General features: G+C 39.3%; 13 protein-coding genes. 9 read left to right on the forward strand and 4 right to left on the reverse strand.

What is annotated here, in order from left to right; all coding sequences use genetic code 11:
* On the reverse strand, nt 1-356 hold a 356-nt coding region (locus VSA01S_RS18400), incomplete at its 3' end, for a DUF3693 domain-containing protein (RefSeq protein WP_147052741.1).
* Nucleotides 357-605: 249 nt separating this feature from the next.
* Between VSA01S_RS18400 and VSA01S_RS18405 the strand changes: the two genes are divergently transcribed.
* The 9 genes from VSA01S_RS18405 (at nt 606) to VSA01S_RS18445 (ending at nt 6817) form a co-directional block, all read left to right on the forward strand.
* The gene (locus VSA01S_RS18405) at nt 606-1232 is read left to right on the forward strand and encodes a hypothetical protein (protein ID WP_039981215.1); all 627 of its coding nucleotides are present in this window, start codon (nt 606-608) and stop codon (nt 1230-1232) included.
* A gap of 2 nt (nt 1233-1234) precedes the next feature.
* Nucleotides 1235-1447, forward strand: a complete 213-nt coding sequence (locus VSA01S_RS18410) for a hypothetical protein (RefSeq protein WP_039981217.1) — start codon at nt 1235-1237, stop codon at nt 1445-1447.
* The gene (locus tag VSA01S_RS18415) at nt 1431-2573 is read left to right on the forward strand and encodes a replication initiation factor domain-containing protein (protein WP_039981220.1); all 1143 of its coding nucleotides are present in this window, start codon (nt 1431-1433) and stop codon (nt 2571-2573) included. The genes VSA01S_RS18410 and VSA01S_RS18415 overlap by 17 nt, the downstream gene beginning before the upstream one ends.
* Nucleotides 2574-2576: 3 nt before the next feature.
* The gene (locus VSA01S_RS18420; protein WP_021708381.1) at nt 2577-2930 is read left to right on the forward strand and encodes a DUF1293 family protein; all 354 of its coding nucleotides are present in this window, start codon (nt 2577-2579) and stop codon (nt 2928-2930) included.
* The gene (locus tag VSA01S_RS18425) at nt 2930-3175 is read left to right on the forward strand and encodes a hypothetical protein (RefSeq protein WP_050567342.1); all 246 of its coding nucleotides are present in this window, start codon (nt 2930-2932) and stop codon (nt 3173-3175) included. The genes VSA01S_RS18420 and VSA01S_RS18425 overlap by 1 nt, the downstream gene beginning before the upstream one ends.
* A 28-nt stretch (nt 3176-3203) precedes the next feature.
* Nucleotides 3204-3446: a hypothetical protein gene (locus tag VSA01S_RS18430; RefSeq protein ID WP_039981221.1), complete on the forward strand. Its 243-nt coding sequence runs from the start codon at nt 3204-3206 to the stop codon at nt 3444-3446.
* Nucleotides 3447-3573: 127 nt separating this feature from the next.
* On the forward strand, nt 3574-5067 hold the full coding sequence (locus VSA01S_RS18435; protein WP_145993886.1) for a coiled-coil domain-containing protein: 1494 nt from the start codon (nt 3574-3576) through the stop codon (nt 5065-5067).
* Nucleotides 5067-5399, forward strand: coding sequence for a DUF2523 family protein (locus VSA01S_RS18440; protein WP_039981223.1), 333 nt, complete (start codon nt 5067-5069; stop codon nt 5397-5399). The genes VSA01S_RS18435 and VSA01S_RS18440 overlap by 1 nt, the downstream gene beginning before the upstream one ends.
* Nucleotides 5399-6817, forward strand: a complete 1419-nt coding sequence (locus VSA01S_RS18445) for a zonular occludens toxin domain-containing protein (protein ID WP_039981224.1) — start codon at nt 5399-5401, stop codon at nt 6815-6817. The genes VSA01S_RS18440 and VSA01S_RS18445 overlap by 1 nt, the downstream gene beginning before the upstream one ends.
* A gap of 178 nt (nt 6818-6995) precedes the next feature.
* Here VSA01S_RS18445 and VSA01S_RS18450 read toward each other — a convergent pair whose 3' ends face one another.
* The 3 genes from VSA01S_RS18450 to VSA01S_RS18460 form a co-directional block, all read right to left on the reverse strand.
* Nucleotides 6996-7208, reverse strand: coding sequence for a hypothetical protein (locus tag VSA01S_RS18450; RefSeq protein ID WP_039981225.1), 213 nt, complete (start codon nt 7206-7208; stop codon nt 6996-6998).
* A 722-nt stretch (nt 7209-7930) separates the two neighbouring features.
* A complete protein-coding gene (locus tag VSA01S_RS18455) occupies nt 7931-10558 on the reverse strand; it encodes an SIR2 family protein (protein WP_158000771.1) in 2628 nt (875 codons plus the stop codon).
* A gap of 188 nt (nt 10559-10746) precedes the next feature.
* Entirely contained in the window at nt 10747-11097 is a 351-nt protein-coding gene (locus VSA01S_RS18460; protein ID WP_227739672.1) for a regulator, read from the reverse strand.
* Nucleotides 11098-11436 lie beyond the last annotated feature (339 nt).

Raw genomic sequence — 11436 nt, forward strand, 5'->3', positions numbered from 1 at the left:
CATAATACGCACCTAATCATAGATCCAGCTGGGCTTGCTTCTGTAGACACAAAAACGGCGCAAACCGCTGATATACCTGATAAACCAAGCCCATTAAATTTTTTTGCAATGTTTTCCCACACGGCTTTAATCTGTGGGTTTTCATTGCGGTCAGCATGGCAACCTAGTAAAGCGATCTCTGGGTCAATTCCTGAATTCTTGGCTAAATAAATTGCTTCAGAATCAGATATATAGCGTCTTCCTTTGCGCATTTCACTAATGCGAGATGCATTTACATTCAAATCATGAGCTATTTGCTTATCTTGTATGTAATTTTTCGCCTTTTTATAGGCATCTAACAGCTGACTTTGATACATCGGGATACCTCCATTTACCAAATTTTAGCCTGAATATTGCGAAATTTCGCATCTGGCAATTACGGCAAACCGTAATTAGACTTACGAAAAATCGTAATCAGTTGACCGCTTTAGCTTGGGCTTTTGCCCTAAATACACATGATTAGGTCTCAACTGACAACGGCAACCTTTAAGTAACATCATTATCATTAGTTTAGCTAGTTTTGTTACGTTGTCACCAAGTTAATCTTTGCTTTAGGAAAAAGACTTATGCTTACGGAAAAAATTAAAGCCCTCATAGAGAAAGAAGCTCAGCTCAACCCTCGCCTAACTGGTGTCTTTTTCCGTAAGCACCTTGGGCAATCAATGTGCTCTGAAGGTGGTTTACTAACTGATTTGGCCGTCTCTTGTTTCGAATATTTCAACCAGCTTAAGAACGACTTAAAACAAAAAGCGCATAGAGCCAGCTTGCAAAAACAAAAGCAGGAACACGAACGCTTACAAGCTTCAACCAAGCGCGTCAATCAATCTGTTACCAAATCGGCCAATCAAGCTAACGCTCGTTTTATTGGGTCACTTCGTTTTTCTCTTCAAGCTGGCAACCTAATCATTAAAACCGTTTCACGTTCTATGCCAAATCCTGCGAAATCGATTCGACGTTACCTCAAAAAGCTTGGCGTCAACCATCTAGGTAAAACACAGCAAGAACGTGACGGCGTCACTTATGTTGAGTTCACTAATGAGGCCGTGAATAACATTCTTGACGTTCTAAAGGAAAAGCAAGCCACTAATGAAACCGTCCCAACGAGTGCGGATATTCACTTGTTACCAGTGGCTCATTATGTCGAACCTCAGTGCTCGAACACTTCGCTAATTTTTCAACCTTTGGCGGCCTAACTATGAATACGCAAACCATCTACTTTGATTTGTTACCTGACTATACGGTGTCCGTGTTGGTTAAGGGCTGCAATGACTGGGACTTGTTCAAATCCATCTCTCACTTAGAGTTTTGGGCGTTAACGCATTTTGACCATTTCACATTGGTGTCTATCACCAATACCACTCATCAAGAACGTTTGGCTTTGGGGGTTTTCGATGACTACAACAACTAAAGTGATCACCTCAGTACCTGAGTTAATACACATTGACTACTTATGCTTTACGTTCTCAGTCAAAGACCTTCGCCACTGTTATCACGGCTTGGCTAAGCGTCACAAGAATGAGGTCGTTAAAGGGCTACCAAAGAAAAGCTTGCTTAAGCGTGCGGTACGTTCGCCTAAGTTCCCTGCTCCACCTCGCTTTGATTCGACAGTTGCGAAGACGGCTGAAGAGATTGAACAGTACAACACGGCCTACGAGTTTTGTTACCGCAACTACTTAGAAGAGACTTTGCGCATTTTCACCAATCAGGTATTGGGTTTGTCTTTGTCTGCTCCTCGTGGTCTTGGCTTTCAGTTTTATACCGAGTCCATGAAATTGACTTCTGAGACAGGTGAAGATTTCTGCGGTTATGTTGGCATTGGTGGCAATAACGACACAGTACATTTTCAAATTAATGGTACTGGCTGTAAGCACATGTTTGCTCGTAACTCTCGCTATGTCATTCACGATTGGCTTAGTAATGTTCTCGGTGTTCAAACACTGGCGCGGGTTGATTTGGCCTATGACGATTATGACGGGTTGTTTGATTGTAACTATGCCAAAAAAGCTTGGCTTGATGGTGCCTTTCGAACCTCTGCCCGTGGCCGTCCTCCAGTACTGCATGAACAGGTAACGATATCCAAGATTGTCAAAGGTAAGCCGGAATATACACGTGAGCAATATTCTGTTGGTTCTCGGACTTCTCGCGTCTATTGGCGCATCTACAACAAGGCATTAGAGCAGAACTTGTCACAAACGGGCCTCACTTGGTATCGCTCTGAAGTTGAACTTAAAAAATGGAACATTGATGTTCTTTTGAATCCTGATGGGGCTTTTGCGGCCATCAATGACTTTGCTGCCTCTATCTCTTCAGCTCGTAAGGTAGACACCAAACCAAAGCCAACCAAACGCGTTGCTTTAGACCTGTTGGCCTCTGCGCATTGGATGCGCCGACAGTATGGAAAAACACTTAATTCCCTCATCGAATTCTATGAGGGTGACATTGAAACAGTAATCGGTTCTCTCATTCGCGATGGAACAAAATTCACCTTCCCTGATACCTATGGAAAGTTGGTGACTCACATATTGGAGACTTAACACATGGCTAAATCTGTTTTCGTTCTAGGTATGGATATTACATGGAACTCAGCGCGAGGCGACAGCGCGCAACTTAATATATCGCGCCCTCTGCGTGAAATTAATGCAGAGAAATTTAAGCGCCGCACCATTGGAGAATCTGGTGATGTCAATCCGCAGTGGGACCAACCATTAATGATTGATCATGAATATGCACTACTTCTCGAACGTACGGGCGCGTTAGTTCCACGTCGTGAGTATGAATTGCGCTTAGAGATAAACCCAGAAGATCCTTTGTCGGGTGCAGTAGTAACTGAGTTAATCCCAGTCGATGCTGAAATCAAAAAGCACTTCGAAGTATCAATGAAGGGTAAATAATGACCGTTTCAGTTTGCGCTCAAATTCTCAATAACGGCGCGGTTAAAGCCTTGCCTTATGAGCCGCTTGATAATTGCTCCTTTGTTCTTGTGAGTCGTGATGAACTTGAGCAAATGAGTCTTAACGCAAACTTAAGCTTTGATATTGATGCAGCATTTTTCGCTGAAATCACAGGTTATGTGCTGCTCTCTTTCGCGTCTGGCCATGTGCTAGGCCGAATCCTTAAAGGGCTTGGGAAAGCCTAAACCTTAAATATAAATGGAGAACAAACCTATGAAAACTAACAACACAGTTAAACAATTTGGCATTAAAAAGCTAGGTACTCAAGCCATCGCGTTAACAGGTGCGCTTATCTCTGGTGCTGCTCTTGCTGACGATTCCTCTAACGTATCTGGTGCTATCAGTGGCGCGGTTACTACAGGACAAACCAACTACACATTAGTTGTTGTCGGCCTGCTTTCAATGGCTGCGATTGGCTTTGGCCTGAAAATGATGACGGGCGCTATGCGTTCATGATTCAGGAGACAATGACCGCCATTCTGACACTGCTGTTTGCTCTTGCCCATGTCGGGGCATTTATCAGCGGTGTCAAATCTGGAATCAACGCCTCCTAGTGAGGCGTTTTTTATTGGGTTAATTTCTTATGTGTATCAAACAAATCTTCACTTTTTCATTGTCCTTTTTGTGTATTTTCAGCGTTGAGGCTGACTACTATCGGCTTTTATCAATGGGCCGCAATGGTAATGTTGTTACGCTTTGTACTGGTCTTAAGGTTGGCGACATTGTTTCCGGTGACTATTCAGTTAACCTCGGTGGAAAACGGGTTGATGGTCGAACTTGCCAATATGCGGAAATATTTAGAGGGCATCTGAATGTGACTTTTCTCAATCACCGCAACCAATCCTATATAGGTAAAATCCTTGCCATAAAGTTAGAGCCTTGCCCTTCTGGTTTTGAGCGAAACACTCAAACAGGTGTGTGTGAAGAGCCTCCGCCACCTTATTGTCAGCAACCCGATGTACTCGATGAAATGCAGCGCTTTCGAGATTCGTGTGCGGCCAAAGGTAATGGCTACACGGCTGAAATTTCCTGCAACGATGAGAACAATAGCTTATCAACCTATTGCGCCCCTCCGCCGGATGCCTGTTTGCCAGGTACACCCAATTGGCCCGCTTGCAGTAATGATGATGACCAGCAATGCGACTCATCTTCAGATGATTGGAATGATCGTTTAGGCAAGTGCTGTAATACATCGAATAACTTTTGTGATGAAGCGCCCCCAACGCCCTGCACCATTACTAGCCCTGATTGGCCTGAGTGCGATGGAGAGCAGCCACCAAACAACGACGACTCAAACAATAATGATGACGGCAATGATAATGGTAATGGTAATGGAACTCCGCCAAGTAACGGCTCTGGTAACGGCAGTTCTGACGGTGGTAGCTCAACGCCTCCGCCAGTGGAAGATAATCAAGATATCAACGACTCTATCCAAGCACTGAATGCTGATATGAACCAACAACTGACCAGCATCAACAATGATATGAATCGTAATCATGGTGAATCGCTAACGGCTCTTGAGCAATTAAAGGACTCCAACCAACAAGCTATTGATAAAAACACGGAAGATATCGCCAAAGCTTTTGAAGACACGGTCAATGCTCACTCGACTAACGTTACTGACGCTATCAACCGCCAAACGGGTCAATTCGAAAGTGGTTTAGCCGACAACCTAGGTCAAGTGAGTGACGGATTAGCCAACTTAGAAGAAACCAATGAAAAAGGCTTTTCTGATTTACTCAATAGCCTAAAAAAATTAACCGAGGGTGACGTGTTATTTCAAGACGGGAGAGAACCTATTAATGTTCTTTCTGACGAACCCTTCCTAGCCCTAAAGGATGATATCGAGACCTTACAAGGCGACTTAGAATCCCAGCTCGAAGAAATCAAAGATTACTTTAATTTTTCTAATGACTTAGCTGACGGAATGTTCAATTCACATGATTTACAACTTACTTGGGGCGAGTATGAAAATAAGGTGTTCACAACTTTACGTGAAAACGCTGGAATCATCTCACCTGTCATTTTGTTTTTGTTTGGCTTCGCTGGCCTACGTGAAATTATGAGGGCTTTCTGATGATAGAATTTTTTGAATATATTGCTTATCTCGGTGCTACTGTTCTGAATTACCTTGAAAACCTTGGCACCTTTTTGGAGCAGATATTTGTCTGGCTTGAAGTGTGGTTGATTAAGATGAAACTTGCTTCACAGCTTTATTTTTTACGCTTTTCATTTCTCGTTGCTAAGGCTTTATTAGAAGAGATTGGATTTGCAACGTTATTGACTGAGCTCTTTAATAAATTGCCTTCAGAGATAAGATATTGGGCGCATCTATTCAAGTATCCTGAAGGTATCGCTCTCTACATAAACTGTTTCACCACCGCAATAGTGATAAGGATGTCTCGATAATGGCGATCACAATAAGAACGGGGGGAAATGGCTCTTACAAAAGTGCTTACACCGCTTGGTTTTCTATTCTGCCAGCATTAAAAGCGGGTCGTGTGGTGGTCACAAACCTTGAAGGTATGGAACCATTACATGTCATTGAAGAGCGTTTAAATATCCAATTCCCCTCCTCGACTAAACTCATTCGCATCTTCTCACGCTCTGAGGTTGGCATTGATTTATGGCAGCATTTCTTTTGTTGGTGTCCTTTAAATTCATTGATTGTGATTGATGAGTGCCAAGATATCTTTTCAAAGAATGTCGGCTTCGATGGCCGCAAGATAAAGCATCGACCTTTAGAGGAATTCTTACCGCATTTGCCTGATTGGTATTCTGAGTTTTTCCATTCTCGACACGTTCCTGTCGATATGACCACATTGAAAGAATCAGAAGTGGATGATTTAGGATGTGCAGAATATGACAGCCAAGGAAGGATCATCTACCCACTCACTTACAATGAAGGTTTTATGCGTCATCGTAAGTACAATTGGGATATCGAATTACTCTCTCCAGATTGGCAACAGATAGACAGCTCTATCAAAGCCTGTGCTGAACAAGCTTTCTTTCATAAGAACCGTGACAAGATGTTCTTTGCTAAACGAAAGCCTTATATCTATCAGCATCCTGTTAACGTCACTAAGCCAGTGATACCCACTAAAAAAGATGCAGGGCTCTTTACTCAGAAAATACCACTAGAAGCGCACCTGCTTTATAAGTCGACCGGAACGGGAGCCATCACCAAGTCAGGTGGTTTGAATCCCCTATTTAAATCTCCCAAGTTCTTATTCACTTTGTTCATCATCTTTTCTTGTATGGGGTACTTTTGCTATGTCGCTTTTGATCTTCTTTCTCAAAATGAAAGTCCGGTTTCAACAAATGAACCTAAAACGCAGACTGATAGCCAAGTTGTTCAATCTGGTTCGGTTCCCAGCGTTAAAGAAGATCATCAAAGCATTCATGATATATCTGGCCGTGGGGATCATCATTCGAATTCTGAGCAAGGGCGTCCTACTTATGTTCCTGTAAAAGAGATCCTTTACTTTGAAGGCTTAGAGTCGGCTTATTTGTCTGGCTTTCACAGTGCAAAGAAAACCGTTGTTGTTAAAGGTAAAAGTTACGTTAACCGAGAGTATGACGTGATCATCAACATCTATGCCTCTGACGGCTTATACTCGGTCAACCAAAAATATTTGGAGGCTGTCGGTGTCAAGTTTGAAGTGATTCATGAATGTTTGATGATCTTAAAACAGGACGATAGGAAAAGCTTGCTCACTTGCGAACCAAGCCAACCTGACGGCCAAATTGAAGAGGTTGAGACTGATTTTGCACAACTTGAAGAAAAGCGCAGTAAGTCGATGACTGATAATTCATATTTAATGTGATGGTGGTAATGATGGAAGGCGATTGGTTCATAACGGCTTACGAGATCTACCTAGAGATTATGTTGGTGGTGTTGGTTTGCGGGCTTGTTAGTCTGCGAAGTGACCGATACAGAAGAAAATAGACAAGCAGTCAATTAATCGGCACGGATAGCACCGTTGCCGATTGAGACCTTTTCACTTACAAACATACTTCAATACGCTTAAATCCAATGTTCGAAGCTGACTCACAAGCTGCATCAAGTGTTTTAAAAAGCCTGTCACCACCTCTTTGAGCTTGTAAGACATGTTTATCAATCAGTAAGTGATAACCACCTTCCAAAGGAGCGGAAACCACAGTTGCTTTTTTTACTGCACCTGCATCGAAGAGTATTTTTAAGTCCTTAATCTGCATTATCATTCCCTTATTTTGATTAATCATTTCTCTGTTTTGATTATTTAATCATAGCAGACTTTTGATGAATCAAATTTAGTTTTCGATGATGGATATCACAAAGCAATAGGTAAGATGAGGAACTAAGCGGCTGTTCAGTCAATCGTCACGGCCAGCGCCGTGACGATTGATTCAGTGACTCATCAGGCAAACCAGCAAGGGGCATGCTGCCATTGTTTTGCGCCTAACTCACCACACAGGCCCGACAGGGATAAGCGAAGCGAGACACGCCAGAACTCAAAACGCTGTCAGGCTTTAAAAGCTACTGCACACCAGAGAACGTAACATCCAGTGACCATGCGTTGCCGAACTTCAAGCGAATGCCTATCCTCAAACTGCGTGCGACACATAACCAGCAAGCGCCTAACCTCCCTCGCATCCTATAGAATAACCCTTGCAGAGACTCACAACACCAGAGGGGCCAAAAGCAACAGCAACCCACTGAACTTCCCACAACTGCAATCAAAAGTCGAACCGGTATTCATCCAGGACTTGAGGTTTTGCTATCACAGTCTGTCCAGGATAAATCAAATTTAAGGGATATAGATGGCACTTTCTTTAGAGTTCTTTTGGTGGCTTCAACGACTGAGCGAGTCGCGAGACTGAGCAGCGAGCGCAGGAGGCGAAGCCAACCCCCGTCCTGTATTACGGGGGTAAATTCCACCATTCTTCAAGTTTTGTCGTTAACTTGCTACTTTCAATCCTACTTCAGGCCTTTTAAATTTTTCATTTTTTAAAATTGGCCACCTTTTGTAATCAAAATATTTTTTCGGATAAGATTTAATATTATTATCTATGTGCGTTCTATACTGTATGCTACTCCCAAGTATAATATTTGCACAAATCCACCTATCCTCTGTAAGAGGACTTTTAGTTTCATCTTTGGTATTTTTTTTACATTTTGCAATGATTTCATTAAGGACTGTTTTGTCTATTGGCTCTCCGAGTTTTTTTAGTGCAAATTGCTTGTTAATTTCTAATACTGAGATATCATACTCTTCGTGATTTTTATCACTCAAATTTATCTCTAGAACTTTCTTGTAATCTTTTGCTGTTAAGTAAATATATGATTTACGAATTTTATATTGCGACTCAACCATACCTGAATTATATGCCTTATCTAATAGTTTGATTGACTCTCCGTATTCACCCTCGTATTGGGCTATCTCTGATATCGCAAGATAATATTCAGGTTTTGATATCTTATCTTTTACGTTCTCGATGTATACTTTAGCATCATCAGAGTTTGCAAATGCATAAAGAAGGATATCGATTATTTTTTCACTATATTGATGGTATTTGTTACTATTTACTATTTCATTAATTATTCTTTGTGCTTCATTTTTATTATTATCACATACATTTATGTGATAATGCAGTTTCATCATCGTTATATGTATCGATTCGTCCCTACCAAAATAATCACTTAAAATGTATTTTTCCATCAGTTTTCTATATTCCCCGCCGCCATAATTATGCAAGTCGAAAAACACACCACTGAATACTGTTTCTAAACTTTCTTTTATTGATTGGTTTGATTTTTCAGATAGTTTTATTATTGATGATAATATTTTATCAGCATAATCCACAGTTCTTTCATTAATTATTTTATGAATACTTAACTTCATATACTGAATGCTTTCAGAGTTTATTCTGAAAGATTTCAATTTTTCTCTTGCTGACTCTCTAATCTTTTCAACTTCGCCTTTTTTATCTTTACCTTGTGTTATATTTTCTATTTCCAAAGCCATCAAGTTAAACATGATATAATGCGCTCGATTATTTATTGATGGATTAAGCCTTATGCTTTTCTCTAAATAAGTCTTAGCATCATTAATATTATATTTATAACTATACTTCAAGCTTATTATATCTATGAGAATTTCACTTAATGCATTCAAATACTTTACATTGTTCTTGAATTTATCATATTCTTCCATTAGGGTTTCATATGTCTTAACCTTATCGCTAAATAAATACGCTTTCCTTATCAAAAGCACTTCATCGTATTTATCCATTTTTATCAGCTCATCACACCATGTGGCCGCTTCTAATTCATAGGATCTTCCAAGAAGCATATTTATTCTTACAAGCTTATTTATTATTCTTTCTTTAAACGCATCGTTTATATCTTCTTCTAAATATCTTTTACATTCTGCTTTGGCTGTATCTATATCAGTTTTAGTAAGTCTATCTATTTCAATTAGATTATTAAGTTCTGCATCTGAGATATCATCGTCTGCACTATCTTTGGATAAATTCGTCAATGCTTCAACTAAAGCTTTTTTCTCATTTTTTTGCCTTAAGAAAGATATATCATCTTTTATTATTTGCTCATCCCTTAAGTTATATTTATCTTGACAAAAACTTTCAATTATATCCGCTCTCTTCTTTTCACTAAAGTTATTTAGTATAGATTTACCTTGTCTTGCTTCGTTATTTACTTTTGCCATGAACTGGTCAAATCCATCTATTTCCACTATAAATATTTTATTATCCTTATCATTATTTATTAAATCAGATAATCTCTTACTTATTTCTTCTCCTTTTCTTACACACCAATATACACCGTTATCAAAGCATTTATCTTCTTTCAATATTGCTTCTATACAATTCATTATTGAATTGTCGTTTCCAGAGTATCCAATTACTACTAAACCAAACTCTTTAGAAAACTCCCTAAACTTCATCTCAGTATTTTCATCTAGTCTATCCGTTTCACCTAACGTTGCGTTTACTTCATATAGGTAATCTCCGTGTAACTTTATTATTTTAGGTCTACCAGTATGGACAGATAAACTTTTAATTGATGAGTCATGCGCACATAATATCGGTCTTTCTTGACCAAATTGATAAAATGACTCATTTATTAAATCATCAAAGTTTGTAGTATATATCGTATCGAAGAATTTATTATTTTCATCACAAAGTGAAACTAAGTATGCATATCCAATCGATGGTATTTTTTTATCTACTTGTTGTTGAATGAATTTTTTTCTATGTATTGGTAAGTGATATATTTTTTCGAATAGTGACGAATACTCGTGTTCTTTTTTGTACCAACTTTGTTTAGACAGGAACTCTTCTAATTCTTTTTCTGTATAATCATCAGATTTCTTTATTTGTTTGAAATATTCCTTTTTCCAAGTCTCTACTAATTGCTCCCCCGTTTTTATTCCTGATGTTACTGAGCATCCAGCTCCTAGTAATAAGCTATAATTTGGTATTCTTTCACTTGTTCTATTATTTATGAAAGATATTAATTCATATTCACTCTTTTTTTTAAAATCATTAATCACTTCAAATCTCATTTTTACCTTCAACATTCAACCTTTAAATAAGCTTATAGATTATCTTTTCCTTTTTTTATCAACAAACTTTATTTTTTTGTCATGACGGTAAATTTTTTTTATCACAAATTATTTATATAGCACCCCTAATATTATACTAATTTTATTTAATTTATTAAAAAGCTCCTGTATTAGGAGCTTTATTTAATCTATATCATTTCTTTAAGTGCCCTAGCATACTTGATCACCTTATGACTCACTCTTCTGTCATTCTCGGCTCCAAGTTCTAGCAGTGCCACACCCAATAGTATTTGATGCGGTGTGACCAATTGGCCTGTTGGAAGTTCTAGGCGATCGTTCCTCATTGTGAACTGTTGCCATTCATTACTGATGCCTAACTCTTTTGACCTCTTCATTCTCATTAGGCGTTTACACTCTGGGGGGATCGGTTTTCCCTTATCCCAAAGTTTGACTGTTTTCACACTCTTGAAACATAGCTCGGCTGTCTCTTCGATGCTTAAACCGCATACCAATTCACGGAAAAACAAGTTATTACTCATTGCGTGATACCTCTTAGGTTTGCTAGCCATATCAATAACATACCATGAAATTGATATATGCAACAAGATGAATCGGTATAATTCGCACCTGCCCATCGTCGATTAGCGATGCTCGGACTATAATTTATCAGCCTCTTTATCGGTGATTTTTTCTCCTTCAAAAGTTTGATTGGAATCACAGTTTTGTAACAAAGTTTTACTGTGTTTTTGTGCTTAAAACCGTGATTTTTTTGACTCAAAAATACGCTTTTACCCATTACAAAGCACCCCACTGGCCACTTTGTAATAAGGGGAACTTTTCAACTTATTAACATATGCAACAAGATTTAACATAAGGCG

It is taken from the genome of Vibrio sagamiensis NBRC 104589 (genome assembly GCF_007990935.1).
Classification (GTDB): Bacteria; Pseudomonadota; Gammaproteobacteria; order Enterobacterales; family Vibrionaceae; genus Vibrio; species Vibrio sagamiensis.

Excerpts from the sequence above, each read along its gene's own strand:
- VSA01S_RS18405 (WP_039981215.1), top strand. The coding sequence starts at position 606 with ATGCTTACGGAAAAAATTAAAGCCCTCATAGAGAAAGAAGCTCAGCTC.
- VSA01S_RS18410 (WP_039981217.1), top strand. The coding sequence starts at position 1,235 with ATGAATACGCAAACCATCTACTTTGATTTGTTACCTGACTATACGGTG.
- VSA01S_RS18415 (WP_039981220.1), top strand. The coding sequence starts at position 1,431 with ATGACTACAACAACTAAAGTGATCACCTCAGTACCTGAGTTAATACAC.
- VSA01S_RS18420 (WP_021708381.1), top strand. The coding sequence starts at position 2,577 with ATGGCTAAATCTGTTTTCGTTCTAGGTATGGATATTACATGGAACTCA.
- VSA01S_RS18425 (WP_050567342.1), top strand. The coding sequence starts at position 2,930 with ATGACCGTTTCAGTTTGCGCTCAAATTCTCAATAACGGCGCGGTTAAA.
- VSA01S_RS18430 (WP_039981221.1), top strand. The coding sequence starts at position 3,204 with ATGAAAACTAACAACACAGTTAAACAATTTGGCATTAAAAAGCTAGGT.
- VSA01S_RS18435 (WP_145993886.1), top strand. The coding sequence starts at position 3,574 with ATGTGTATCAAACAAATCTTCACTTTTTCATTGTCCTTTTTGTGTATT.
- VSA01S_RS18440 (WP_039981223.1), top strand. The coding sequence starts at position 5,067 with ATGATAGAATTTTTTGAATATATTGCTTATCTCGGTGCTACTGTTCTG.
- VSA01S_RS18445 (WP_039981224.1), top strand. The coding sequence starts at position 5,399 with ATGGCGATCACAATAAGAACGGGGGGAAATGGCTCTTACAAAAGTGCT.
- VSA01S_RS18450 (WP_039981225.1), bottom strand. The coding sequence starts at position 7,208 with ATGCAGATTAAGGACTTAAAAATACTCTTCGATGCAGGTGCAGTAAAA.
- VSA01S_RS18455 (WP_158000771.1), bottom strand. The coding sequence starts at position 10,558 with ATGAGATTTGAAGTGATTAATGATTTTAAAAAAAAGAGTGAATATGAA.
- VSA01S_RS18460 (WP_227739672.1), bottom strand. The coding sequence starts at position 11,097 with ATGAGTAATAACTTGTTTTTCCGTGAATTGGTATGCGGTTTAAGCATC.